A 25,841-nucleotide genomic window follows, 5' to 3' on the forward strand; every position below is an offset into this window, starting at 1 on the left:
GGGGGGCCGCCGGCCGTGCCCTCAGCCGGTGAGCCGGCCGGCGGCCTCCGCCTCGGTGAGGCCGTCGATCTCGGCGATCAGCAGCGCCTCGATCCGGGCCGCCAGGACGGCCGGGGTGCTGCTCTCGAAGACGTCCCGGATCGGCACGTCGAGGCCGAGCCCGGCCCGGATCCGCGCGGCGACCCGGGTGACCAGCAGGGAGTCCCCGCCGAGCGCGAAGAAGTCGTCGAGCACCCCGACCCTGGGCACGCCCAGCACCTCCTGCCACAGCTCGGTGACCAGGTGTTCGGCGTCGGTGCGCGGCGCGAGGTAGCGGGCCCCCGCGGCCGGTTCGGGGTCGGGCAGGGCCGCCGGGTCGGGCTTGCCGTTCGCGGTCAGCGGCAGCCGGTCCAGCAGCACCACGGCGTCCGGTACCAGGTAGGCGGGCAGCCGCCGGGCCAGGTGCTCGCGCAGCTCCGCCGGGCCGGGCCGGGCGCCCGGGCGGGGCACCGCGTACGCCAGCAGCCGCCGCCCGTCGCGCAGCAGCACCGCGGCCTGGGCGACGGCCGGGTGCGCGGTCAGGGCGGACTCGATCTCGGCGGGTTCGATCCGGTAGCCGCGCAGCTTCAGCTGGCCGTCGCCGCGCCCCAGGTACTCCAGTTGCCCGTCCGTACGCCAGCGGACCCGGTCGCCGGTGCGGTACATCCGGCCGCCGGTGAGCGGGTCCACGGTGAACGGGTCGGCGGTGAACGGGTCGGCGGTGAACGGGTCGGGCACGAAGGCGGCCGCCGTCAGGTCGGGCCGGCCCAGGTAACCGCGCGCCAGCCCGGCGCCGCCGAGGTACAGCTCGCCCTCGGAGCCGCGCGGCAGCAGGGCACCGCGCTCGTCCAGCACGTGGAGGCGGACCCCGGGCAACGGGCGGCCCAGCGCAGGCCGGCGGGCGGTGTCCGCGGCGGTCAGGTCGGTCGCGGTGACGATGACGGTGGCCTCGGTGGGGCCGTAGGTGTTGACCAGTCGGACGGCGTCGCCGTGCCGCTGCCGCCACCGGTCGACGGCGTCGGCGCCCACCTGGGAGCCGCCGAGGATCTGCAAGCGCAGCGCGGCCGGCCAGCGGGTCTGCTCGCCGAGGCCGACGAGTTCCTCCCAGTAGGCCGTGGGCAGGTCGAGCACGGTGACGGTGTCGCCGTGCGGGCCGCCCAGCAGGTCGGGCAGGGTGCGGCCGCCGCCGGGCAGCAGGACGACGCAGGCCCCGGAGGCGAGCGCGGGCCAGAGCTCCTCGACGTGGGTGTCGAAGCCGAGCGAGGCGAACTGGACGATCCGGTCGGCGGGTCCGAGCGCGTAGCCGTCGGGCCCGGCCATCCAGGCCACCCGCGCGGCGAGCGCGGCGTGGTCGACGGCGACGGCCTTGGGCGCGCCGGTGGAGCCGGAGGTGTAGAGCACGTAGGCCGGGCCCCAGGGGTCCGACGGGACGGGGTCGGCGTGCCCGGGGTCGGCGTGGTCGGGACCGTCGTGCCCGGGGCCGTCGATCGCCGGGTCGACGCCGGTGAGGACCAGGGCGGCGTCGGCCTCGCGCACCATCAGCCGGCGGCGTTCCTCGGGGTGGGCCGGATCGAGCGGCAGGTAGGCGGCGCCGGCCTTCCAGATCGCGGTCAGGGCGACGACCAGGTCGAAGGAGGGCGGCATCGACACCGCGACGACCCGGCCCGCCACCCGGCCGAGCCGTCGCGCCAACGCGCTGGAGCGCCGGTCGAGTTCGCCGTAGGTCAGGCTCCGGCCGTCGCACTCCAGCGCCGGGGCGTCCGGGCGGGCGGCGGCCTGCTCGGCGAACCGTTCCAGCACCGTCCGGGCCTCCTGGGCCTCCGGGCCCGCTCCCAGTGCGAGCAGTTCCGCCCGCTCCTCGGACCCCACCAGCCAGTCCCCGTGCAACGGGAGCTGCGGGTCGTCGACCACCCGGGCGAACAGGGCGCGGCACCGCCGGCCGAGGGCCTCGACGGTCTCCCGGTCCAGCACCTCGCGGTCGAAGCAGAAGGACAGCGCGATCCCGCCGTCGGCGGTGCGCCAACTGTCCAGCAGCAGGTCGGTCTTGGCCTGCTCGAAGCCGGAGTCCATGCTCGCGGTGCGGACGCCCGCGGGCAGGGCGGGCGCGCCGGGGCCGCCCGCCAGGTCGTACTGGCTCTGGTGGACGAAGACGGCCCGGTACAGCGGCCCGGCGCCGGGCTCCGCGGGCAGGCCGAGGTGGGCGGCGAGCCGTTCGACCGGCACGTCCTGGTGGCCCAGGGCGGCGAGCGTGGCCGAGCGGGTTCGCCGCAGCACGGTACGGAAGTCGGGGTCGCCGGTGAGGTCGGCCCGGATCACCGCCGTCCGGCTGAAGTAGCCGAGCAGCGCCTCGTGCGCGGCCTCGTTGCGGCCGGCCAGCGGGGTGCCGACCACGAAGTCCCGACAGCCGGTCCAGCGCGCGAGCACGTACTGGTACCCGGCCAGCAGCACCATGAACGGGGTGCACCGCTCCTGTCGCGCCAACTGGTCGAGGGCGGCGGTCAGTTCGGGGTCGAGGCGGACGGTGGTGAACCCGGCGGGCCGGGCCGGGTCGGCCGGCCTCGGGTGGTCGAGCGGGAGGCGCAGCGCGCCGGTGCCGGCCAGCCTCTCCGCCCAGTAGCGGAACGCCTCCTCGGCCGCCCCGCCGGCCGTCCTGGCCTGCTCGGCGCGGGCGAAGTCGCCGTACTGGAGCGGGAGTTCCGGCAGTTCGGCGGGGGCCTCGCCGATCGCCTCACGGTAGAGGGCGAGCAGTTCGCGCCACATCGTCCGGAACGACCAGCCGTCCGAGACGATGTGGTGGACGACGACGCAGAGCGCGTGCTCCCCCTCCCCCGCGCTGATCAGCGCCGCCCGCAGCGGCGGCCCGGCGGCGAGGTCGAAGGGCGCGTTGACGTACGGGCGGCAGGCGTCGGTGAACTCGGCCTCGGCCGCGCCCTCGGGCAGCCGGACCAGGGCGAGGTCGATCTCGGCCGGGGGCTGGACGAGTTGGACGGGTTCCTCGCCGTCCGCGGCCGCGGGCCCCGCGGCGGCGCCGAGCGCGAAGCGGGTGCGCAGGATCTCGTGCCGCGCCGTCAGCCGGTGCAGCGCGGTGCGCAGGGCCTCCGGGTCGATCGGCCCGGTCCACCGCCGGTTGAGGTACATGTTGAAACCGGCGTCGTCCGGGTGGAGTTGCTGGAGGAACCAGAGCCGGCGCTGTTCGCCGGTCAGCGGGTGGATGGCGGTGGTCACCGGACGGTCACCTCGGTCTCGGAGCGGCGCGGGGCGGCAAGGGCAGCGGGAGCGACAGGAGCAGCGGGGGCAGCAGGGGTGGCAGGAGCGGTCGCGGCCCGGTCCTGGAGGGTCTTCAGCCCGACCAGGTCGTCGGGCTCGGCGTCGGGGACGTCCCGGTCGAAGTGGCGCAGCACGGGCACGGCCAGGCAGACCAGCACCAGGGCGGCCATCGCGAGGCCGAACAGCAGGTAGAGCAGCCCGATGCCGCGGCCGTCGCCGGTGCCGATGAGCCGGCCCACGGTCGGGGCCAGGGTGCCGTCGTGGTCCATCAGCGGCTGGAGCAGCCGGGGCCCGAGCGGGGCGACCAGGGCGAAGCCGACCGGCAGGGTCGACCAGGCGACCATGGTGTTCACGGCGATCACCCGGCCGTGGAAGCGCAGCGGCACCTTGGTCTGCACGATGGTCGCGTAGACGCCGTTGACCAGGGCCAGGCCGAAGGCCATGCCGAACGCGCCGAGGGCGACCACGACCAGCGACGGGCGCAGCCCGGTGACCAGGCACGCCCCGGCCAGGGCCAGGGTGGCGAGCAGCACCCCGCGCAGCCGCAGGTGGCGCGGCCCGCCCCAGGCGAGCAGGGTGAGCCCGCCGAGTACGGCCCCGAGGCCGGCCGCCGTCGACACCCAGCCGGCCGCCGCGAGCGGGGCGAAGGAGAGCACCAGCGGGGTGGTGAGCAGGAACAGCGGGGAGAGGAAGATGTTCAGCACCGCGAAGAACAGCAGCATGGCCCGGAAGTGCCGGCTGCCGAGGGCCCGCCGGAAGCCCTCGCGGATCTCGGCGGAGACGCTCTCGCGCCGGCGGGCGCCCATCAGGTCGGGGAAGCGGACCGCCAGGGTGACGGCGAGGGCGGCGGCGTAGCTGACGACGTCGAGGGTGAGGATGCCGCCGAGTCCGATCGCGGCGAGCAGGCCGACGGCGAACAGCGGGACGAGGAACTGGGCGAGGCCGAAGGCCATCTGCACCAGGCCGTTGGCCCGGCCGAGGTAGCGCTTGGGGACGAGTTGGGGCACCGCGGCGTTCCAGGCGAGCCGTTGGAAGGTGAGCGCGGTGGAGAGCACGCCGATGAGCACGTACGCGTGCCAGACCCGGAGGCTTCCGGTGAGGTGGAGCAGGAGCAGCAGCGCCTGGGTGGCGCCGGCGGCGAGGTCGCCGTAGAGCATGATCCGGCGCCGGTCGCCCCGGTCGACGACGGCGCCCGCGATCGGTGCGGCGAGGATGCCGGGGACGAGTCCGCAGGCGGCCAGCAGTCCGAACTGGGCCAGGGAGCCGGTGCGCAGGTAGATCCAGACCGGGAGGGCGAACTCGGTGAGCGCCGATCCGATCATCGACACCTGCTGCCCGGAGGCGACGGTGAGGAAGCGGCGCATGGTCGGTCGCAGCGGGGCCTGCTCCGCCCGTGGCGCGCCGTCGCCCCGGGAGAGCCCGGCCAGCCACCAGGTCGCGCCGTCGCTCCGGTGGTGCCGTTCCTCCTGGCCGGCGGCGATCGAGCGGTGGACGCGGGTGAGGATCTCCGCGAGTTCGGCGGCCCGGTACTTGAGGTAGAAGTGGCCGGCCTCGTCGAGCACGACGACCGCGGCGGTGTCGGTGAGCCGGTGCCACTCCCGGTAGCGCTCCTGGTAGAAGTCCGTCGCCGGGTCGCGCTCGCCGCAGACGGCGATGATCGGGGCCCTGATCCGGCCGTCCTCGCTGTCGAACAGCCGGGTGAAGTAGCGTTCGGCGTCCTTGGTGCCGGTGCGGCGGTTGCGCACGATCAGCCGCAGCTGCTCGGCGTCGACCTCGTCGGTGTCCAGCCCGGCGGCGGCCAGCGCGTTGATCATGCCCTGGTCGTTGCGCAGCCGGTCGGTGAGGTCGGCCCAGCGTTCGCCGACGGCGGCGCCGCGCCCCCGGGGGCGGGCGAAGGGGAAGATGCCGCCGAGGTGGACGGCGTCGATCTCCCGGCCGGCGGCCTCGACCTGCCGGGCGATCTCCACGGCCAGGCGGACGCCGACGCCGCAGTGCCCGTACAGCACGATCGGGCCGGGGACGTTCTCGACGATCTCGCGGGCGCAGGTCGCGGCGACCTCGTCGATGTCCATCGCCTCCTCGCCGAGTTCGTGCCCCGGGACGGCGATCGAGTACAGCGCCCAGTCCTCGGGCAGGGCGTCGGCGAGCGGCTTGTAGATGAGCGCGCTGCCTCCGCCGTAGGGGGCGCAGACCACGCTGGCGGTGGTGCGCGGACTCGGCGGGGTGAGCCGGTGGAGCAGGCCGCCGGGGCCGCGTTCGGCGGTCGGGTCGGCGACCAGGGCGGCGAGCCGGCGGACGGTGGGGTGGGTGAACAGGTCCATCACGCCGATGGGGGCGGGCAGCTCCGGGAAGGCCCGGCGCAGGCGGGCGACGACCTGGGTGGCGAGCAGGGAGTGGCCGCCGAGGTCGAAGAAGTCGTCGAGCGCGCCGACCCGTTCGATGCCCAGCACCTGGGCCCAGATCGCGGCGATCGCCGTCTCGGCCTCGCCGTCGGGTTCGACGTGTCCGCCGGTCGGCGCCGGGTCCTCGGGTTCGGGCAGCGCCTTGCGGTCGACCTTGCCGTGGGCCAGCAGGGGCAGCGCGTCGAGGACGACGTAGCGGGCCGGGACGAGGTAGTCCGGCAGGACGGCGCCCAGCGCCTCCCGTAGTTCGGCGGGTGTCGGGGCGGGGGCGGCGCCGGGGTGTTCGAGGTAGGCGACGAGATTCTGGCGGACGCCCTCGCCGCGGAGCGTCACGAGCGCCTGGGTGATGCCGGGCAGCGCGGTGAGCGCGGCCTCGATCTCGCCGGGCTCGACCCGGTAGCCGCGGACCTTGATCTGGTCGTCGGCGCGGCCCAGGTACTCCAGCGTGCCGTCCGGCCGCCAGCGGGCCAGATCGCCGGTGCGGTACATCCGCCCGTCGGCGAACGGGTCCTCGACGAAACGTTCCGCCGTCAGGTCGGGGCGGCCCAGGTAGCCGCGGGCGAGCCGGTCCCCGCCGAGGTAGAGCTCGCCCACCACCCCGGGCGGCACCGGTCGGCGGGCCTCGTCCAGTACGTAGCAGCGGGCGCCCGCGAGCGGGGTGCCGATCGGGGTGCTGCCGGGTCCCGCCGGGCCCGGCAGGACCTCGTGGACGGTGACGCCGACCGTCGCCTCGGTCGGCCCGTAGTGGTTGAACACCGCGCAGCGGCCCCGGCCGGCGAGGTCCGCCGCCCAGGCCCAGGGCGACGCCTCGCCGCCGAGCACCAGGGCCCGGCGCGGGAGCAGCCGCTCCGCGTCCACGTCGGCGGTCAGCGCGGCCAGGTGCGACGGCGTCATCTTGAGGTAGTCGATGCCCGACTCCTCGATGCGCTCGGCGAGTTCGGCACCGGCGATGCGGCGCGGCAGCAGGTGCACCCGGCCCCCGGTGGTCAGCGCCAGGTACAGCATGGTGATGCTGAAGTCGAAGGACAGGGACTGCAGCAGCCCGTAGGCCGCACCGGGCTCGATCCGCAGGCGTTCCCGCACGCCGGCCAGGTAGTTGAGGATCTGGCGGTGCTGCACCGCCACGCCCTTGGGCTGCCCGGTCGAGCCGGAGGTGTAGATCACGTAGGCGAGGTCGTCCGGCCCGGACGCCTCCGCCAACGGGGCCTCGTCCGGCAGGATTCGACCCTCGCCGACCGGCTCCCGGTCGACGAGCAGCTCGGCGCCGTCGTAGCCGGCGAACGCCGTCCGCAGCCGCGAGTCCGTGACCAGCACCCGCACGCCCGCGTCCGCCACCAGGTGGGAGAGCCGCGCGGGCGGCTGTTCCGGGTCCAGCGGCAGGTAGCCGCCGCCGGCCTTCAGGACGCCCACCAGGGCCGCCGCCAGTTCCGGGGACTGCTCCAGGCACACCGCCACCCGGTCGTCCGGGCCGACGCCCAGCGCCCGCAGCCGGCGGGCCAGGCCGGTGGCCCGGGCCTCGAGTTCACGGTAGGAGAGGGTGCGGCCGTCGAAGACCAGTGCCGGGCGGTCGCCCGCGCCGCGCGCCGCCTCGGCGAGCAGCCCGGTCAGCGTCCCGGGACCGGCCTCGGGCGCGGGCAGTTCGGGGCCCGCCGCCCAGCGCTCGACCACGTCCCGGCGCTCGGGCCCGGTCAGCATGGGCAGGCCGTCGACGGGCTGCGCCGGATCCGCCGTCGCCGCCGCCATCAGCACCTCGAAGCGCTCGGCGAGCCGCCGTACGGTGTCGGCCTCGAAGAGGTCGGTCCGGTAGGTGATCAGGCCGTAGAGCCCTCCGTCCTTCTTCTCCCGCAGGTAGAAGGCGAGGTCGGCGTGGGTCGTGGTGGCCTCGTAGCCGAACCCCTCCGCCGCCGCGGCGGGCGCGGTGGAGGCGGCGCGGTCCCCGTAGTTCTGGAAGGCGAAGGTCACCTGGAACACCGCCGAGCGGCTGACGTCCCGTTCGACGTCCAGGTCCGCCACCATCTGCTCGAACGGCACCTCCTGGTGGGTGTAGGCGTCGAGCGTCGTCTCCCGCACCCGCCCGATCAGGCCCGCGAAGCTCTGCCCCGGCTCCAGCCGGGCCCGGATCGGCAGCATGTTGACGAACGCCCCGACCACGCCCTCCAGTTCGCGGTGGAGGCGGCCGGCCACCGCCGAGCCGACGGCGAAGTCCCGCTGCCCGGAGTGCCGCCCCAGCAGCACCTGGAGGCCCGCCATCAGCACCATGTACGTCGACGCCCCGTGGGCGCGGGCGCACTCGGCGACGGCCCGCACCAGCTCCGGGCTCCAGTGCAGCTCCAGGGCGGCGCCGTCGAAGGTGAGCACCGGCGGACGCGGGCGGTCGACGGGCAGTTCCAGTGCCGGGACGTCGGCGAGTTCGGCGCGCCAGTGGTCCCGGGAGGCGGCCAGTGCGCCGCCGGCCAGCCGCTCCCGCTGCCAGTGCGCGTAGTCGCCGAACTGTACGGGCAGCTCCGGGAGTTCGACGGTGGTGCGGTGGGCGTACTGGGCGTAGAGCGCGTCCAGTTCGCGGTTGAGGATGTCGATGGACCAGCCGTCGCAGACGATGTGGTGCATCACCAGGGCGAGCACGTGGTCCTCGTCGGCGAGCCGGACCAGCAGCGCCCGCAGGAGGGGGCCGCGCGCCAGGTCGAAGGGGCGGCCGACCAGCGCGCCGATCTCGTCGGCGGCTCTTCGCCGGGGGTCCGGATCGTCGGCCGCGTCCACGAACTCGGCCGGGAAGGGGCCCGGTTCGGCGATGGCGACCTCGGCGGTGCCGTGCTCCGTGGTCGGGAACGACATCCGCAGGCTCTCGTGGCGGTTCACCAGGTCGGCCAGGGCGCGGTCCAGCGCCGGGCGGTCCAGCGGCCCGCGCAGCCGGCGGGCCGGCGCCAGCGCGTAGGCCGTCCCGCCCGGTGTGAACTGGTCCATGAACCAGAGCCGTTCCTGCCCGCTGGACAGCGGCGGTGCGCTGCCCTCGGGGCGCGGCTCGACGGTGCGCCGGGGCGCGGCGGCGCCGCGCAGTCGCTGGGCGAGCAGGGCGCGTTTGGTGGCGGACCAGTCGGCGGGCGGGTCCTGGGTGTCGGTCATCGGCGGTCCATTCGGGCGGGGGCGGGAGGGGGAGCGCAGGGGTACTCGCCCGTGGTCAGCGGCGCTCGCGGACGGCCGCGGCGATCCCGGCCGGGGTCGAGGCGTCGAAGAACAGGTCGAAGTCGAGCTCCACCCCGAGCGCGGCGCGGATCCGCGCGGTGATCTGGATGATCGTCAGTGAGTGCCCACCGAACTCGAAGAGGTCGTCGTCCGGGCCGACCTCGGGCAGGCCCAGCACCTCGGACCAGATCGCCAGGACGGCTTCGGTGACGTCGTCGCGGACCTCCGCCACCACCGGGGCGGCACCGGGGGCGGCCGACGGCGGTCCGGCCGCGGGGGCCACGGGCGGCGGGGCGGGCAGGGCGCGGCGGTCGAGCTTGCCGTTCGGGGTGAGCGGCAGGCGGTCCAGCGCCACGAACCGCCGGGGCACCATGACGGCGGGCAGGGTGCGCAGCAGGTGGTCCCGCAGGTCGGCGGCGCCCGTCGGCCCTGCGCCGGGCGCCGGGACGTGGTAGCCGACCAGCCCGGGCTCCCCCGGGCTCTCCTCGTACACCGTGACGGCCGCCTGCGCGACCGCCGGGTGCTCCAGCAGCGCCGCCTCGATCTCGCCGGGTTCGATCCGGTGGCCGCGGATCTTGACCTGGTCGTCGGCCCGGCCGTGGAAGGCCAGCTCGCCGTCCTCGGTCCAGGCGGCGAGGTCGCCGGTGCGGTACATCCGGCGGCTGGCGGCCGGGGCGTCGGCGGACAGGCCCGCAGCGGACGGGGTGCCGGCGGGCGGGGTGCCGGCGAACGGGTCCGCGGTGAAGCGCTCGGCGGTCAGGTCGGGGCGGCCCCGGTAGCCCTCCGCGACCCCGTCGCCCCCGAGGTGGAGCTCGCCGGGCACCCCGACCGGCAGCGGCCGGTGGTCCGCGTCCAGGACGTACGCCCGGGTGTTGGCGATCGGCCGGCCGATCAGCACGGCCTCCGGCCCGGCCGGGACCTCCGCACAGGTGGACCAGATCGTCGTCTCGGTGGGCCCGTAGACGTTGAACAACCTGGCGACGCCGGCCCGCAGTTCACGGGCCAGCGGCAGCGGCAGCGCCTCGCCGCCGACCAGTGCGGTCAGCCCCGGCGGCAGCGCCCCGGCGCTGAGCAGCACCCGCCAGCCGGAGGGGGTCGCCTGCACGTGGGTCACGCCCTCGCGACGGACCAGGTCGCGCAGGCCCGGGGCGTCCAGGGCGGCGCCGTCCGGTGCGAGCACCAGGCGGCCTCCGGTGGTCAGCGGCAGCAGCAGTTCCAGGCCGGAGATGTCGAAGGAGAGCGAGGTCAGCCCGAGCCACACGTCGTGGGGCCCCGAGCCGAGCAGGTCGGCGAAGGAGGCCAGCAGGTTCACCAGCGCCCGGTGGCCGATCTCCACGCCCTTCGGCCGCCCGGTGGAGCCGGAGGTGTACAGCACGTAGGCGAGGGCGCCCCGCGTCGCCGCCGGGGCGGTGGTGGTAGCCGCCGGCGCCGGGTGGTCCGTCCCGAGCCGGAGCACGGCCGGCGCCGCCGCCGCCAGTTCCGGGGCGGGTTCCCGGTCGGTGACCAGCAGCACGGCGCCGGAGTCGGCGAGCAGGTGCGCCAGTCGCTCGCCGGGATAGCCGGGATCGAGCGGCAGGTAGGCGGCCCCGGCGGCGTGCACGGCGAGCAGCACGGCCGGCAGGTCGGCGGAGCGGTCCAGGTGCAGGGCGACCAGGTCGCCCGCCGCGACCCCGGCCCCGCGCAGCACCGCCGCCAGTTCGTCGACCCGCGCCACCAGGTCCCGGTAGCTCAGCCGCCCGGTGGCGGCGCTGACGGCGGGGGCGTCCGGTGCCTCTGCGGCCCGCTCCCGCACCAGGTCCAGCACCGTGCGGTCGCTCGGGTAGGCGCGGGCGGTGGCGTTCCACCCGGTGGTCACCAGGCGCCGCTCGGCCTCGCCCAGCAGGGCGAGGTCTCCCAGCGGCGTCTCCGGCCGCGCCGTCGCGGCGTCGAGCAGCGCCCGGTAGTGCCCGGCGATGCGCTCGGCGGCGGCCGGCGGCAGGACCGCCGGGGCGTACTGGAGGGAGCAGTCCAGGGCGTCGGCGGTGTCGACCACCTGGAGGTGGAGCGTATTGCGGGCGGCGCCGTTGAACACGGCCCGGTCCACGCGCGCGGCACTGCCCGGGAACACCGGGTCGGCGCCCCGGGCGCGCCGGTACCCGAACGACACCGGGGCCAGGCCGACCCGGGCCGTCAGCCCGCCCACCGCCGCGCCGAACGGCACCGACCGGAACGGGTACCCGGCGCGCGCCTCGGCGCGGACGGCCCGGGCGTAGCCCGCGAAGGAGTCCCGGACGCTCGCCCCGGACGGCGCGTGGACCGGCAGCTCGTTGACGAACAGCCCCGGCTCACCGGCCTGTTCCGGCGCCCGGACGGACAGCGGCACGGAGACCGGGACGGCCTCGCCGCCGTAGCGCAGCAGCAGTCCGTGCAGCGCGGCGAGCAGGAACTCGAAGACGGTGACGCCGCTGCGCCCGGCCGCGTCGGCCAGCCGCGCCCGGGCCGGACCGTCCAGTCGCCAGCCGACCGACTCCCCCGGCCCCGCCGCCGTGACGGCCTGCCGCAGCCCGGGGAGCACCGGCGCCGTCGCGGCGGCCCAGCGCGGGCCGTACCAGTCGGCGGCCCGGCGCACCAGCTCCGGAGCCGGCGGGGCGGGCGAAGAAGGCGGGCAGGGCGGCGTGGCGGCCTCGACGTCGGCACAGGCCTCGGCACAGGCCTCGGCGTCGGCGTCGGCGTAGGCCTCGGCGAGGCCCGCGACCAGGACGTCCTTCGACTCCCCGTCGAACACCGCGTGGTGAACGACGATCAGCAGCTCCGCCGCTCCACCTCCGCGGCGGTAGAGGGTGAACCGCGCCGGCGGTCCGGCCGACAGGTCGAACGGCCGCGCCACCTCCTCGGCCAGCCGCTTCTCCAGGTCCTCCACGCGGTCCCCGGAGGCGTCGACCACCTCCAGGCCCGGGGCGGGCCCCCGCTCCAGCAGCACCTTGCCGTCGCGCTCCACGAACACCACGGACAGCGCGCTGTGACGGTCGGCCAGCGCGGACACCGCCCGGCCGAGCACCCCGGCGTCGACCCGGTCGAAGGAGATCCGGACGGGCATCTGGAACGCCCCGTGCACGGGCCCGAGTTGCTCGGTGAGCCAAATGCCCTGCTGGAAGGACGACGCGGACACGGGGAACGACTCAGGCATCTGCGGCTCGATTCGGCAGTCGGCGAAACGGTAGGGGCACGCGACCGGGCAGCGACGCTGCCGCCACGGATCCGCTGGTGACGCGGCCACCGAATACCGCCCGGCCCACCCCTGGCCGACCGACCGGCCGCACCGGCCCCCACCCTCCCGGCCGCCCAGATCCCCCCTGCGCACGCCCGGGCCGGAGCCGGTCTTCTCCCCCGCGAAAAAGACCTTGGTCCAAACCTGCCGAGAGATTCGCAGAGAACCCACCCCTCGTCAAGGGTTCTCCACCCGCCCCACCAGGCGTCATGTACGCGCCCAGCCTGCGGGAATCCCGCCGTTCCGACTCCGTCCATGAGCCCGCCATGCACGGCGGGGCGACGAAGGCGGCTCCGCGTCGGAGTGGATCGGGCCCGGAGCGGATCAGGCCCGGGCCGGGCGGCCCCGGCTCACCTGCCCGGGGCGGCGGCGAAGCCGCCGAGGAAGGCGAGCGCCTCCTCGGCCGGGCTCCCGGGGGCGGCCGTGTAGACGACCAGGAGGTGGCGCGCGGCGCCCGGCGCCTGGAAGGTCTCGTAGTCGAGCGTCACGTCGCCGACCACGGGGTGCCGGAAGCGCTTGGGGCCGTGGGTCTTCTCGTGCACGTGGTGGCCGGCCCACAACCGGCGGAAGGCGGCGCTGCCGAGTGCCAGTTCGCCGATCAGGCGCACGAGTTCGGGATCGTGCGGCTGCCGGCCGGAGGCCATCCGCAGGATGCCGACGGTGGTGCGCGCGGCGTCCTCCCAGTCGAGGTGGACGTCCGGCGCGCCCGGGTCGAGGAAGATCCGGCGGGCCAGGTTGCGTTCGCGCGGCGGGAGTTGGGGGAAGTCGGCGATCAGCGCGGCGGCCAGCCGGTTCCACGCCAGGACGTCGTTGCGGTCGTTCATGATCAGCGCGGGGGTGGTCGGCATCGCCTCCACGACCCGACGCAGGGCGGGGCGCAGGGCGTCGCCGTCCCCTCCGGCGCCCGCCGCCCTGGCCGCCGAGCGGCGGGGCGGGCGGGCCAGGTCGTACAGGTGGGCGCGCTCGGCGGGGCCGAGCCGCAGGGCGCGGCCGAGCGCGTCGAGCACCTCGTCGGACGGGCGCTCGGCGCGGCCCTGTTCCAGCCGGACGTAGTAGTCGGTGCTGAGGCCGACCAGTTCGGCGACCTCCTCGCGCCGCAGGCCGGGCACCCGGCGGCGTCCGGTCGGCGGCAGCCCCGCCTGCGCGGGTGACACCAGCGCCCGCCGGGTGCGCAGGTAGTCGCCGAGGCTGGCGGCGAGCGTGATCGGTTCGGCCATGCGTTCCAGTATGGGGCGCCCGGCCGGGGGTGCGGGGGCCGGAGGGTGGCCCTGTCACACCCAGGGAACGGGGCTCTCTTCATCCGGCGGCGGCGCCCGCGAACGATCGGGGCCATGACTGTTTCTCCCCGCCTCGACGACGCCCGTCCCGAAGGCGCCCGTCCCGAAGACGCCCGCCGCGCCGCGCCGCCCCGGACCGAGCACCCGGCGGGCACGGCCGCTCCCCCACCGCGTACCGACGGCGGTCCGGGCGGCTACTGGGCGACCGTCACCGCCGTCGGCTGCGCCAGCATGATGCTGCCGTTCTCGGTGACCGGGGCCGCCGTGGCACTGCCCAGCATGACCGCGCAGCTGGGCTCCTCGGTGGGCGCCGCCCAGTGGATGCTGAACGCCTTCAACCTCACCTTCGCCACCCTGCCGCTGGCGGCCGGCGGCCTCGCGGACCGGATCGGCCGGCGGCGCGTGCTGCTGTCGGGGATCGCGCTGGTCGGCGCGCTGTCCGCGGTGGTGGCGCTCGCGCCGTCGATGGCCGTGGCCGACGCCGCCCGGGCGGTGCAGGGGTGCGGGGCGGCCGCCGTGCTGGCGGCGGGCGCGGCGGTCCTGGCCCAGTCCACCTCCGGGCGGCGCCGACGGCTCGCCTTCGGGATCCTCGGCACCTCCTTCGGCACCGGCCTGGCGATCGGGCCGCCGGCCGCCGGCCTGCTGGTGGAGGCGGCCGGCTGGCGGTCGGTCTTCCTGCTCGTCGCCGTCCTGGCCCTGCCCGCGTGGCTGTGCGCCACCCGGGCCCCGGAGTCCCGCAACCCGGACCACCCCGGGATCGACCTGCCCGGGGTGGTCTGCTTCACCGGCGGGCTCGCCGCGCTGTCGTACGCGCTCGTGCAGGCCGGCACCGCCGGCTGGACGGCGCCGGGCACGCTGCTGCCGCTGGCGGGCGCGGTGCTGCTGCTGGTCCTGTTCGCCGGGGTGGAGGTCCGCCGGGCCGGGCGCGCCATGGTCGACGTCCGGCTGTTCCGCAGGCCCGAGTTCCTCGCCGTGGTGTGCCAGCCGTTCACCGTCACCCTGGGGTTCGTCGTGCTGCTGGTCTACCTCCCGGCCTACCTCCAGGGCGTGGGCGGCAGGAGCGTCCTGACCAGCGGTCTGCTCCTGCTGCCGATGACGGCGCCCGTCCTCCTGCTGCCGTTGGTGGCCGGGCGCCTCGCCGCCGCCGTCTCCGTCCGGGCGGTGCTGACCGCCGCCTCCGCGCTGATCGCGGCGGGCTCCCTGCTGCTGGTGACGGTGCGCGGCGACGGGTCGTGGCTCGCGCTGGCGGTGCCGCTGCTGCCGTTCGGGGCCGGGGTCGGACTGGCCTTCGGGGTGATGGACGACGCGGCCGTCGGGACCGTCCCCGCCGAGCACGCCGGGGCCGCCGCGGGCGTCTTCAACACGATGCGGATCACCGGGGAGTCCGTGGCCGTCTCCGGGGCCGCCGCGCTGCTCAGCACGCTGACCGCCGCGCACCTGGGCGGCAGCGGCCTCGCCGCCGACGAGGCGGCGCAGCTCGCGGGGCAGGCCGTCCAGGGCAGGGTGGCCGCGGCGCACCAGGCCGCTCTGGCCGCCGGGTTCACCGACGCCCTGCACGTCCTCGGGCTGGTCCTCGCCGCGCTGTCCGCCCTCGGCGCGGTGCTCACCTACCTCGCCCTGGCGCCGGACGAGTCGGCCTGACCTGCCGTCGGAGCCGGTGCCGGGCCCGGGGCCGCCGGAACACGGCAGGGCCCGCCCGGGAGGTCGGGCGGGCCCTGCCGTCATGCGGTGCGCGTCACATGTTGATCATGTGGCCGGCGAGGCCGTGGATGGCCTCCTTGACCGCCTCGCCGAGGGTGGGGTGGGCGTGCACGTTGCGGGCCACCTCATGGACGGTGAGGTCCCACTGCTGGGCCAGGGTCAGCTCGGGCAGCAGCTCGGTGACCTCGGGGCCGATCAGGTGGGCGCCGAGCAGCTCGCCGTGCTTGGCGTCGCTGATGACCTTGACGAAGCCGATCGGGTGACCGAGGCCGTGCGCCTTGCCGTTGGCGGTGAACGGGAACTTGGCGACCTTGACGTCGTGGCCCAGCTCGCGGGCCTGCGCCTCGGTGTAGCCGAAGGAGGCGATCTGCGGCTGGCAGTAGGTGGCGCGCGGGATCATGGCGAAGTCGACCTCCATGGTCTCCGCCCCGCCGATGGTCTCGGCGGCGATCACGGCCATCGTCTCGGCGGCGTGCGCGAGCATCAGCTTGGCCGTCACGTCGCCGATCGCGAAGATGTGCCCGGCGCTGGTACGGCCGCGGCCGTCCACCGCGATGGCGCCGCGGTCGGTCAGCTTGACGCCCGCGTTCTCCAGGCCGTAGCCGTTGACGCGCGGCGCGAAGCCGATCGCCTGGAGCACCTTGTCGGCCTCCAGCACCTGCTGCCGGCCGTCCCTGGTGACGGTGACCTTGACCTTGGCGTTCGGGTCGCTGTCGTCGATCGACTCGACCCGGGTGGAGGTGAGCACCTCGATGCCGAGCTTGCGGTACTGCTTGGCCAGTTCGGTGGAGACCTCGACGTCCTCCAGCGGCACCACGCGGTCCAGGAACTCGACGATGGTGACCTTCACGCCGTAGTTGTGCAGCACGTACGCGAACTCGACGCCGATCGCGCCGGCGCCCGCGATGATGATGCTCTCCGGCAGCTGCTCGGTGAGGATCTGCTCCTCGTAGGTGACCACCCGGTCGCTCAGGCTGGTGCCGGGCAGCAGCCGGGTGGTGGCACCGGTGGCGATGACGCAGTGGTCGAAGGTGACGACGTCGAAGCCGCCGCCGCTGAGCGCGACCTGGAGGGTGTGGTCGTCGACGAAGGTGCCCCAGCCGTCGTACTCGGTGATGCCGTTCTTCTTCATCAGGTAGTGGACGCCCTTGACCCGGCCGTCGGCCACCGAGCGGCTGCGGCGGAAGGCCTCGCCGAAGTCGAAGGTCACCTGGCCCTCGACCTTGATGCCGAAGGTCTTGGCCTCCTTGGTGAAGATGTGGGCGAGCTCGGCGTTGCGCAGCAGGGCCTTGGAGGGGATGCAGCCGACGTTCAGGCAGACGCCGCCCCAGTACTTGGCCTCGATGACCGCGGTCTTCAGACCGAGCTGAGCGGAGCGGACGGCGGCGGTGTAGCCGCCGGGGCCGGCGCCGAGGACGACGACGTCGTAGTGCGTGCTCATGTTGCTGACTCCTCCGAGGGTGTCACGGTCCCGTGATCTCGGTCCCATGGTGTCAGGACCGGGTTCGACGCACCCACCGGGTCTCGGCGGATGCGCTCCGCGCGGCACCGTACCCGGCCCGGGGCCGGATTGTCAGTGTCCTCGGCTACGGTGCTCGCAACCTCGCCGGGCAGGGGCGGGGCCCGGGGGAGGTCCGGGGCGGGGCCCGGGCCGGGGCTCGGAGGTGCGAGCGGGAGGAGGGGCCGAATGGCGGACGAGCGCGGCGGAGCCGGCGGGTGGGACGGGTGGGCCCGCCGCCCGAGGACGGCAGCGGGCCCACCCGGGCGTCAGGCCGTCACCTCGTGGGCGTGGCCCCCGCTCATACCGCCGCCGCCCGCCTGGCCGGCGGGGCGCTGCGGCGGCACGGGCCGGTTCAGCGAGGAGAGGTCCCAGGCGTAGGTGCCGACGGCATGGGCGATCACGTCGATGTTGACGTCGAAGGCGTCCATGTCGATGTTCTTCAAGCCGTCGCAGGCCTTGTGGTAGCAGGCGTCGAAGGCCACGCCCGCCGTGCCGCCGTAACGGCCCTCCTGCGCCGACGACTTGACCACCTCGGCGCCGGTGTCGGTGCCGCCGGCCGGGATGCCCGCGTCGATGAACGGGCCGTAGTCGGAGCGGCCGTCGAAGGCGGTCGGCTCGTGCGGCAGGCCCCGGCCGTCCAGGTAGCCGGTGAGGTCCCGCTCGATCTGCGCCGAGCCCTCGGGGCCGGCGCCGCCGCCGGTGCTGCCCGAGCCGTCGTAGACGAACTGCGCGTAGTTGGGAGAGGCGATCATGTCGAAGTTGAGGTAGAGCCTGATCTTCTTCCGGTCCGCCTCGGAGAGCGACTTCACGTAGGCCTCCGAGCCCTTGAGGCCGAACTCCTCGGCGGACCACCAGGCGAACCTGACCTTGTTCTTCACCGGGTGGACGGTCAGGTTGCGCGCGACCTCCAGGATGCCCGCCGCACCGGAGCCGTTGTCGTTGATGCCGGGCCCGGCCGCGACGGAGTCCAGGTGCGCCCCGACCATCACGGTGTCGGCCGGGTCGCCGCCCCTGGTCTCGGCGATGACGTTCCAGGTCTTGCGCGGCTCCATGACGGTGCGGATGTCGAGGTTCAGCCGGACCTGGCCGGCGGCGGCCTTCGCGGCCAGCGCCTCCCCGGCGGCCCGGGTGATCCCGCCGACGGGGATCCTGCCGGCCGCGGGGTCCCCGAGGGTGCCGTTGAGGTCGCCGTCGGTGTTGTTGTAGATGATCGCGCCCACCGCGCCGGCCGTCGCGGCCGCGGCCTGCTTGACGGCGAAGCCGCAGCCGCCGCGCTGGATCAGCGCGATCCGGCCGGTGAACGCGCCGGCCGGGTAGTCGGTGGGCGCGCAGCCGGTCGTGGCGCTGACCGGGGCGACCGCCAGGTCGGCGGTCAGGCCCGCGTCCGGACCGCCGAGCGAGTACGTCATGGCGGTCAGCGGGATGCTCTCGGCCTGCGGGGACAGCACCTGCAGCCGCTCCGAGCGGGCCTCGAAGAAGGTGTACTCGAACTCCTGCCGGGACACCTTCAGCCCGGCCCGGCGGGCCTGCTCGTAGACGTAGCGCGCGGACTCGTCGTGCCCCTTCGAACCGGCCACCCGGGTACCGCCGTTGCGGTCGGCGATCCGCTGGAGCGCGGCCAGGGTGTCGTGGGCGCTCTCGGCGTCGGCGGCCTCGACCAGGCGCGCGGCGAGCCTCTCGCCTCTGCGCACCGGGTCCGGGTCGGCGGCCGCGCCACCGGCCCCGGCCAGCAGCAGCGGGGCGGCCAGGGCGGCGACGGTCAGTACGGCGCCCGCGCTCCGGACGGTGGCAGTGCGCGGGCGCTGGTCCCGGCGCTGCTGGTGCGGTATCGGGGTGGACTGGTCGAGCGGGCTGGTCGGGCGGAGGGGCAGGGAGATCGGGCGGCGGGCTCGGGGCTTCAAGGCGACTCCTTCCGGCGGTCCGTGAACTCCCGATTTGACATGACCGGCATCACGTTGCCAAGGCCGCCGCGCGGCCGCGGGATGCGGACGGCGGCGGAGGCGGTGATCCTGGAGGGGTGGGGCCGTCTCTTCCAGGAGCGTGACCAGATGTCCATGTTGGATAAGCTCAAGGGCCTGCTGAAGGGCCACGAGGACCAGGCCGACAGGGCCGTCGACAAGGCGGGGGACGCCGTCGACGAGCGCACCCAGGGCAAGTACAGCAGCCAGGTGGACTCCGCCCAGGAGCAGGCGAAGAACCAGTTCCGCGACCAGCCGCCGCAGCAGTAGACCGAACCCCGCCGTACGCCTGCGGCCCCGGTCAGGCCAGCCCGGCCGCACCGGGGCCCGGCCGTTCCGGGCCGTCGTTCAGCTGTTCCGAGCCGGGGTTCAGGCGTTGCGGGTCAGCGTTCAGCCGTTCCGGGCCGGGGCCGATCCGTCCTGGACCTGCGGTCAGCCGTCCCGCTCCGGCGCGGCCTCGGCTGCGGGCTGCCGGGCTCCTGCCTCGCCGCCCGTGCCGCCAGTGCCGTCCGCGCTCCCGGCCCCGCAGTTCTCGCACGGTTGCGGCCCTGGCCGCTCGCGCAGGCGCCCGCACTCCGGGCACACCCGGTCCAGCCGGCAGGCCGCCTCTCCGCCTTCGTCCATGCCTCCGAATTCTGCCCGGAGCGCCCGCACCGACGAGAGTAGACACTGTCTACGGCAGCCTGGTAGACAAGGCCCATGACCGATCAGGACAAGGACCTGCGCGCACGCCTGGTGACCGCCGGCGTCGAACTGGTGACCAGGGAGGGCGTCCACGCCCTCGGTCTGCGCGAGATCGCCCGGCAGGCGGGGGTCTCGCACGGAGCCCCCCGCCGCCACTTCCCCACCCACCGCGAACTGCTCGCCGCCATCGCGCGGCACGGGTTCGGCAAGCTCACCGACACCCTGGCCGGCGCCGACGCGATGGCCGCCACCACCGGCGCGGCCCCCCGCACCCGGCTCGACGCGCTCGCCCGCGCCTACCTCGGCTTCGCGGCGGCCAACCCCGGCATGTTCGAGCTGATGTTCCGTCACGACCTGCTGGAGGGCAGCGGAGCCGAGCTGCGGCACACCACCCTGCCGATGTTCCACACCGTCGCCCGCCTGGTCGGCGAGGCCCGCCCGGACGCCACCGATCCCGGACCGGCGGCCGCCGCGCTGTGGGCGAACCTGCACGGCCTGGCCCAACTGCGCGCCTGGGGCAGCCTGCGGCTCATCACCGGCGGCGAGGACGTCGAACCGCTGCTGCGCGCCGCCCTGGACGCCCACCTCGGCCCGGCTCCCGAGGCCCTCCCCCGGGGAGCCGTCACACGCCGGTGAGGCCGTCGATGCTCTCCCGGAGCAGGTCCGCGTGGCCGTTGTGGCGGGCGTACTCCTCGATCAGGTGCACCAGGATCCAGCGCAGCGAGACCGTCTCCGAGCCGAACACGGCCGCCGCCCGCTCGGAGAGGCGTCCGGTGTCCTCCAGCGCCGCCGCGGCGGCCAGTTCGCGGCCCTGCTCGACCTCCGCCCGCCAGTCGGCCAACGCCTCGGGCATCCCCCGGTCCGGGGTGAGTGCGTAGCCGCCCTCGCCGTCCGCGCCGTACAGCGGCGGCGCTTCCCGGCCGGCCAGCACCCGCTGGTACCAGGTGCGTTCGACCTCGGCGAGGTGCTGGACCAGGCCCAGCAGCGTCATCGTCGACGGCGGGACGGCCGCCAGCCGGACCTGCTGGTCGTCGAGTCCGGCGACCTTCTGCACAAGAGTCACCCGATGGAACTCCAACCAGCCTTCCAGCATGGCGCGTTCGTCTGCGTGCGGGGACGGCAGCGGCCGCCCGTCGAGTGTCGGTCCCATGGCTTCCACTGTGGCACAGCCGGGCGACCGGAGTCGATCATCCGACCGGCTTCGGGGCCGGTCGCCCTGGTCCGCCAACGGCGCGGTCCGCCGGGCCCGCGCCGGGCCAGGAGCAGCAGCAGGCCGAGCTGCACGGCCGCGCCCACGGCCGGCCCCGCCCACATCCCGGTCACCCCGAGCGGCCCCGACAGGGCGGCGGAGGTGGCGAGTTGGGCGCCCGGGCCGAGCAGCACGGAGAGCACCAGCGGCCAGCCGGCGCCCGCCGCCTGGTGCACCCCGCCGAGGGCGACCACCAGCGCGTACGGGAGCAGGTGGAGCGCCGCCATCCGCACGAAGCCGACGGACTGCCCGGCCGCCGCCGGGCCGTCGGTGAACAGTGCGGCCAGCGGGACGGCGAGCGTCGCGGACGGCACCGCCGCGACGGCGCCGAGAAGCACGGCGAGGCGTCCGGTGGCGCGGTGCAGCGCGCCCGGCGCGGTGGCGCGGTGCAGCGCGCCCGGCGCGGTGGCGCGGTGCAGCGCGCCCGGCGCGGTGGCGCGGCCCGCGCCGCAGAGGCGGGCGGCCTCGATCGCGGCGGCCTGCCGGAGTGCGTAGAACGCCATGGTGACGACCAGCAAGGCCCGGTAGCCGATGCCGTACCCGGCCACCGCCGCGACGCCGAAGCCCTCGACCAGGGCGAGTGGCGAGTTGGGCCGTGCCGACGGCCATCCGGGCGGTGAAGTCCAGGCCGAACGGCGCTCCCGCGCGGACGATCCGGCCCGCCGCCGCGCCGGTTCCCCGGCGGGTGCGGGCAGCCGTGGCCCCAACCGCAGGGTGACGGCGGCGACCGCCCCGCCGAGGCCGGCCACCCAGAAGGTGCCGATCACCGAGACGATCACGCCGGACAGCAGTTCGGCGTAGACCGGTCCGGCCAGCGCGGCCAGTCGTCGCGACGGACGCCCGCGCATGCTTCCTCCCCCGTTCCGCCGCCCGCCGGCGGCATGCCTCGAATAGAGATATATCTTATCGAGGCACATCGACAAGAGGTAACATGGGGCGCGCCACAGGGCGCACTCCGACGAAAGGGCTTCGACCGTGCTGACCCTCGCGATCCTCGGCTTCCTGTACGACCAGCCGCTGCACGGCTACCAGCTCAAGTCCCGGATCACCGGCCTCACCGGCCACGTCCGGCCGGTCAGCGACGGCGCGCTCTACCCCGCCATCGTCAGGCTGGAGAAGGCCGGACTGCTGCGCCGCCGCACCGAGCCGGGCAGCGGGGCCGCACCGCGCCAGACGCTGGAGCTCACCGAGGAGGGCCGGACCGAACTGCGGCGCCGGCTGGCCGACCCGGAGCAGGCCGAGATCACGGACCAGATCCGCTTCTTCGCGCACGCCGCCTTCCTGCACCACCTCGCCGACCCGCCCGCGCAGGCGGCCGTGCTCCGGCGCCGGCTGGCGTTCCTGGACGAGCCGAGCAGCTTCTCCTACGACGGTGAGGGCCGCGCGGTCACCGCCGAGCTGGAGCCGAACCCCTTCCGGCGCGGCATGCTGCTGGTCGCCCGGGCCTCCACGGCGGCCGAGCGGGCCTGGCTGGCGGAGACCATCGCCGAGCTGGACGGCCCGGCGCACTGACCCGTGAGGCCGGGGACGCGACCCGGCGCGCGCCTTCGCACAGCAGCGCGAACGCGCGAAATCGCGCCGTTCCGAGCCGGCTCCCAGTCGGCCTCCGCGTCGCTATGATGATCGGCCTCACGTCCACGGCGTCCCCTCCGCGGCGTGAACCCGCCACCGCGCCCCGCCCGCCCTCCTGGAGGCCGCCGTGCCCACCGCCGAGACCGCAGCCACCCGCCCCGCGCCACTGACCCGGGACGACATCCCCGGCTGGTTCTTCCGTCTCGACCGGGCGGCCTTCGGCCACCTGCTGGCGGCCCAGACCACGGCGGGCGCCACCGGCGACATCCTCGAACTCGGCAGCTACCTCGGCCGCAGCGCCGTCCTGCTCGGCGACCACCTCCAGACCGGCGAGCGGCTGACCGTCTGCGACCTGTTCGACTCCGAGGCGGGCGACGCGGACAACGCCGCCGAGATGGCGATGTCCTACCGCAAGACCCTCACCCGGAGCGCCTTCGAGGCCAACTACCTCGCCTTCCACGGCGAGTTGCCGGAGATCGTGCAGGCGCCCACCTCGGTGCTGGCCGACGGCCGGATCCCGGCCGGGAGCTGCCGCTTCGTCCACGTCGACGCCTCCCACCTGTACGAACACGTCGCCGGGGACATCGCGGTGACCAGGGCGGCGCTCGCCGAGAACGGCGTCGTGGCGCTGGACGACTACCGCTCGGAGCACACCCCCGGCGTGTCGGCGGCGGTCTGGGAGGCGGTCTTCACCGGCGGCCTGCGGCCGGTGCTGCTCACCCCGATGAAGTTCTACGGCACCTGGGGCGACGCCACGGCCGTCCGACAGGTCCTGCTCGCCCGCGACTGGCGGGCCGAGGGCTACACGGTGGACGACGACACCATCGCCGGGGAGCCGGTGCTGCGGCTCAACTACCAGGTCAAGGCCCCCGTCCAGCAGTCCACCTCGCGCCGGCTGGCGCTGGACCTGCTGCCGCCGGTCGCCACCCGGGCGACCCGCCGGGTGCTCCGGACGCTGCGCGAACGCCGCGCCGTCCGCCCCGTTCCGGCGTCCTGACGCTCCGGCGCGCCGACGCGCGCCCGCAACTCCCCCCGCCACGGCTACGGCTACGGCTACGCGCCCATCGCCGGGGGCGCGGGATTTCCGGCGGCCGGGCCCGACCGGACCAGGGCGGTGGCGTGGATCTTCCACGCCACCGCCCTTTTCATATGTCTGACATATCTTCAATTCAACGCCTCACTCGAATGAGTGAATCTCCCTTAAAGATTTGCCCACGGAACGTTAAAGGTCGCATAGTGATGGAGCCTCAGTTTGGTCTAGGGAAGACCAAGTTCAGGCAAAGCCACCGCGAGTGAGGAGAAGGCCTTGTTCCACGGAACCACGGCGTCGGGCCACGGGCAGCGGCTCCGCGAGGAGATCACGAGCCCGGGAGCCACGCCCCTCATCGGCGTCTACGACATGTACTCGGCCTCCATCGCGGCCGAGCACTACAACGGCATGTTCGTCTCCGGATTCGGCTTCGCCGCCTCCTACTACGGCCTGCCCGACATCGGATTCATCGCCTGGCCGGACATGGTCGGCTTCGTCGAACGGCTGCGCGGCGCCTTCCCCCGGCACCATCTCCTGGTCGACATCGACGACGGCTACGTCGATCCCGAGGTCGCCTGCCACGTCGTGCGCAGGCTCGAACGCATCGGCGCGTCCGGCGTCATCCTGGAGGACCAGAAACGGCCGCGCCGCTGCGGTCACGCCGACGGCAAACAGGTCCTCCCGCTGGAGGAGTACCTGGAGAAGCTGGACCTCGTCCTCGCCAACCGGACGGACCTCCTGGTGGTCGCCCGCACCGACGCCACCGAGGAGGACGACATCCTGCGCCGCGCCCGGGCCCTCGCCGCCACCGACGCCGACGTGGTGCTGGTCGACGGGGTGCGCAGCGAGGACTGGATCCGGCGGATCCGGCGGGTCGTCGGCGACAAGCCGCTGCTGTTCAACCAGATCGCCGGCGGCAAGTCCCCCCGGTTGTCGCTCTCCGAGCTGACCGAGCTGGGGGTGGACGTCGCGATCTACAGCACGCCCTGCCTGTTCGCGGCCCACCGGGCGATGGACGAGGCGCTGGCCGGGCTGAAGGTGGCCGACGGGCGGCTGCCGGCCAGCGCCGGGGAGAGCCGGCAGATCGGCGTGCGGGAGTCCACCGAACTGCTGGAGCGGAACATCGCGCGCTCGCGCCCGCTCACGGGGGTGACGGTGTGACGGCCGGGCTGCGCGGTCCCGCCCCGCCCCCGGCGGCCGCTGTCCTGCGGGCCACCGCGCTGGGGCTGGCCGGGGCGTGCGGCCTGCTCGCCGGCGCGGCGGCGCCCGCGGCGGCGGGCGGGGGGCTGATCACGCTCGTCGACAACTCCAACGCCGATTCCTGGGTGGAGATCGACCGCACGGCCAACGTCCAGAACGGCAGCGGCTCGGCGGGCAGCGACCACGACGGCACCGGGTCCCTGGTGGGCGGCCTGCTCGGGTCCGGCCCGGGCGGGGCGGCTATCGGGGGTGGCCGATGACCGACGACACCGCACGCCGGGGCCGGCGGCGCGGGCCGCGGCCGCGTCGGCTCGACCCGTACCTGGTCGCGCTCGCCGGGGCGGTCGGCCTGGCCGCCCTGTTCCCGGCCACCGGGGGCTCGGCGCGGGTGGCGGCCGTGGCCTGCAACCTGGCGGTGGCGCTGCTGTTCTTCCTCTACGGCGCCCGGCTCTCCGCCCGCGAGACGCTGGCCGGGCTGCGCCACCTGCGGCTGCACGGGCTGGTGCTCGCCGCCACCTTCGGCCTCTTCCCGCTGCTCGGGGCGGCCACCGCACTACTCACGCCCGTCCCGCTCAGTGGGCAGTTGCAGACCGGGGTGCTGTTCCTCTGCCTGCTCCCGTCGACGGTGCAGTCCTCGGTGGCGCTGACCGGCGCCGCCGGGGGCAGCGTCCCGGCGGCGATCTGCGCCGGGACGTACTCCAGTCTGGCCGGGCTGCTGCTGACCCCGCTGCTGGCGGCCTGGCTCCTGGACGTGCACACGGCGCTGTCGGCCGAGGGGCTGCTGCGGATCGGGGCCCAGTTGCTCGCGCCGTTCCTGCTCGGGCAGGTGCTGCGGCCGTGGATCGGCGCCTTCCTCGCCCGGCACAGACGGGTGCTGACGCCGGTGGATCGGGGCTCGATCCTGCTCGTCGTCTACACCGCGTTCAGCGCGGCGACGGCCCAGGGCAGCTGGGGCCTGGCCACCCCGGGCGCCCTGCTCGGCCTGCTCGCGGTGCTGCTCGCCCTGCTGGCCGCCGCGCTCGCGGTCACCGGGCTCGGCGCACGGCTGCTGGGCCTCGACCGGCCGGCCACCATCGCGGCGGTGCTGTGCGGCTCGCAGAAGAGCCTGGCGAACGGCCTGCCGATGGCCACCGTGCTCTTCGGGCCCCAGGCCGGGCTGCTGGTCCTGCCGTTGATGGCGTATCACCAGCTCCAGCTGGTGGCCGGTACCGTGCTCGCCGGCCGTTGGGCCCGCGCGCCGGACGCCACGCCCGCCGGGCAGGCCCCGCCCGCCGATCGGGTACCGGCCGCGCTCACGGGGCCGGGCGGGCCGCCCGTTCCCGGGTGAGCCGACGCCTGGGGCAGGTGCCTGGGCCCGACGTCTGGACTCGACGTCTGGGGCCAGCGCCTGGGGCCGGGGGGGGGGGGGGGGGTAGGGGGGGGGGGGGGGGGGGGGGGGGGGGGGGGGGGGGGGGGGGGGGGGGGTCCCCGTTTGTGGTGGGGAGAAGGCCGGGGGGGGGGGTTGGGTGTCCGCGTGTGTGCGCCGGGTTTGGGGGCCCCCCCCCCCCCCCCCCCC

The 25,841-nt window shown here is 75.4% G+C and carries 17 protein-coding genes; 8 read left to right on the plus strand and 9 right to left on the minus strand.

What is annotated here, in order from left to right:
- Window positions 1-21: 21 nt before the first annotated feature.
- From AC07AL_RS06890 to AC07AL_RS06905, 4 genes are all read right to left on the minus strand, one after another.
- Window positions 22-3,243, minus strand: a complete 3,222-nt coding sequence (locus AC07AL_RS06890; protein ID WP_478317099.1) for a non-ribosomal peptide synthetase — start codon at window positions 3,241-3,243, stop codon at window positions 22-24.
- Window positions 3,240-8,807 carry an amino acid adenylation domain-containing protein gene (locus tag AC07AL_RS06895; protein ID WP_478317101.1) on the minus strand — a complete coding sequence of 1,856 codons (5,568 nt, stop codon included), beginning with the start codon at window positions 8,805-8,807 and terminating at the stop codon, window positions 3,240-3,242. The genes AC07AL_RS06890 and AC07AL_RS06895 overlap by 4 nt, the downstream gene beginning before the upstream one ends.
- 55 nt (window positions 8,808-8,862) lie before the next feature.
- Window positions 8,863-12,033, minus strand: a complete 3,171-nt coding sequence (locus AC07AL_RS06900) for a non-ribosomal peptide synthetase (protein WP_400844544.1) — start codon at window positions 12,031-12,033, stop codon at window positions 8,863-8,865.
- A 431-nt stretch (window positions 12,034-12,464) separates the two neighbouring features.
- Complete coding sequence (locus AC07AL_RS06905) at window positions 12,465-13,331, minus strand: helix-turn-helix transcriptional regulator (RefSeq protein WP_400810235.1); 867 nt, start codon at window positions 13,329-13,331, stop codon at window positions 12,465-12,467.
- A gap of 114 nt (window positions 13,332-13,445) precedes the next feature.
- Here AC07AL_RS06905 and AC07AL_RS06910 point away from each other — a divergent pair, with 114 nt between their 5' ends.
- Entirely contained in the window at window positions 13,446-15,032 is a 1,587-nt protein-coding gene (locus AC07AL_RS06910; RefSeq protein ID WP_478317104.1) for an MFS transporter, read from the plus strand.
- A gap of 94 nt (window positions 15,033-15,126) precedes the next feature.
- Here the strand turns inward: AC07AL_RS06910 and lpdA are convergent, their stop codons facing one another.
- Entirely contained in the window at window positions 15,127-16,533 is a 1,407-nt protein-coding gene (gene lpdA / locus AC07AL_RS06915; protein WP_363586237.1) for a dihydrolipoyl dehydrogenase, read from the minus strand.
- Window positions 16,534-16,859: 326 nt separating this feature from the next.
- Window positions 16,860-18,356: a M28 family peptidase gene (locus tag AC07AL_RS06920; RefSeq protein ID WP_363629752.1), complete on the minus strand. Its 1,497-nt coding sequence runs from the start codon at window positions 18,354-18,356 to the stop codon at window positions 16,860-16,862.
- 285 nt (window positions 18,357-18,641) lie between these two features.
- On the opposite strand from AC07AL_RS06920, the gene AC07AL_RS06925 reads away from it, so the two are divergent.
- Window positions 18,642-18,821 carry an antitoxin gene (locus tag AC07AL_RS06925; RefSeq protein WP_363586236.1) on the plus strand — a complete coding sequence of 60 codons (180 nt, stop codon included), beginning with the start codon at window positions 18,642-18,644 and terminating at the stop codon, window positions 18,819-18,821.
- Window positions 18,822-18,983: 162 nt separating this feature from the next.
- On the opposite strand, the gene AC07AL_RS06930 is transcribed toward AC07AL_RS06925, so the two are convergent.
- Window positions 18,984-19,175 (minus strand): hypothetical protein, encoded by a 192-nt coding sequence (locus tag AC07AL_RS06930; protein ID WP_400810230.1) that lies wholly within the window; start codon window positions 19,173-19,175, stop codon window positions 18,984-18,986.
- A 75-nt stretch (window positions 19,176-19,250) separates the two neighbouring features.
- On the opposite strand from AC07AL_RS06930, the gene AC07AL_RS06935 reads away from it, so the two are divergent.
- Entirely contained in the window at window positions 19,251-19,871 is a 621-nt protein-coding gene (locus AC07AL_RS06935) for a TetR/AcrR family transcriptional regulator (protein ID WP_400810228.1), read from the plus strand.
- On the opposite strand, the gene AC07AL_RS06940 is transcribed toward AC07AL_RS06935, so the two are convergent.
- The gene (locus tag AC07AL_RS06940; RefSeq protein WP_363586285.1) at window positions 19,858-20,385 is read right to left on the minus strand and encodes a DinB family protein; all 528 of its coding nucleotides are present in this window, start codon (window positions 20,383-20,385) and stop codon (window positions 19,858-19,860) included. The genes AC07AL_RS06935 and AC07AL_RS06940 overlap by 14 nt on opposite strands.
- Window positions 20,295-21,332: a hypothetical protein gene (locus AC07AL_RS06945; RefSeq protein ID WP_400810226.1), complete on the minus strand. Its 1,038-nt coding sequence runs from the start codon at window positions 21,330-21,332 to the stop codon at window positions 20,295-20,297. The genes AC07AL_RS06940 and AC07AL_RS06945 overlap by 91 nt, the downstream gene beginning before the upstream one ends.
- Window positions 21,333-21,459: 127 nt before the next feature.
- On the opposite strand from AC07AL_RS06945, the gene AC07AL_RS06950 reads away from it, so the two are divergent.
- The 5 genes from AC07AL_RS06950 (at window position 21,460) to AC07AL_RS06970 (ending at window position 25,613) form a co-directional block, all read left to right on the plus strand.
- A complete protein-coding gene (locus AC07AL_RS06950) occupies window positions 21,460-21,996 on the plus strand; it encodes a PadR family transcriptional regulator (RefSeq protein ID WP_400810224.1) in 537 nt (178 codons plus the stop codon).
- A 187-nt stretch (window positions 21,997-22,183) separates the two neighbouring features.
- Window positions 22,184-23,053, plus strand: a complete 870-nt coding sequence (locus AC07AL_RS06955; RefSeq protein ID WP_400810222.1) for a class I SAM-dependent methyltransferase — start codon at window positions 22,184-22,186, stop codon at window positions 23,051-23,053.
- A gap of 309 nt (window positions 23,054-23,362) precedes the next feature.
- Window positions 23,363-24,247, plus strand: coding sequence for an isocitrate lyase/PEP mutase family protein (locus AC07AL_RS06960; protein WP_478317107.1), 885 nt, complete (start codon window positions 23,363-23,365; stop codon window positions 24,245-24,247).
- Window positions 24,244-24,546 (plus strand): hypothetical protein, encoded by a 303-nt coding sequence (locus tag AC07AL_RS06965; protein ID WP_478317109.1) that lies wholly within the window; start codon window positions 24,244-24,246, stop codon window positions 24,544-24,546. Before AC07AL_RS06960 ends, AC07AL_RS06965 begins: the two co-directional genes overlap by 4 nt.
- A complete protein-coding gene (locus tag AC07AL_RS06970; protein ID WP_478317111.1) occupies window positions 24,543-25,613 on the plus strand; it encodes a bile acid:sodium symporter family protein in 1,071 nt (356 codons plus the stop codon). Before AC07AL_RS06965 ends, AC07AL_RS06970 begins: the two co-directional genes overlap by 4 nt.
- Window positions 25,614-25,841: the final 228 nt, after the last annotated feature.

Source organism: Kitasatospora sp. NPDC043949, assembly GCF_056435365.1.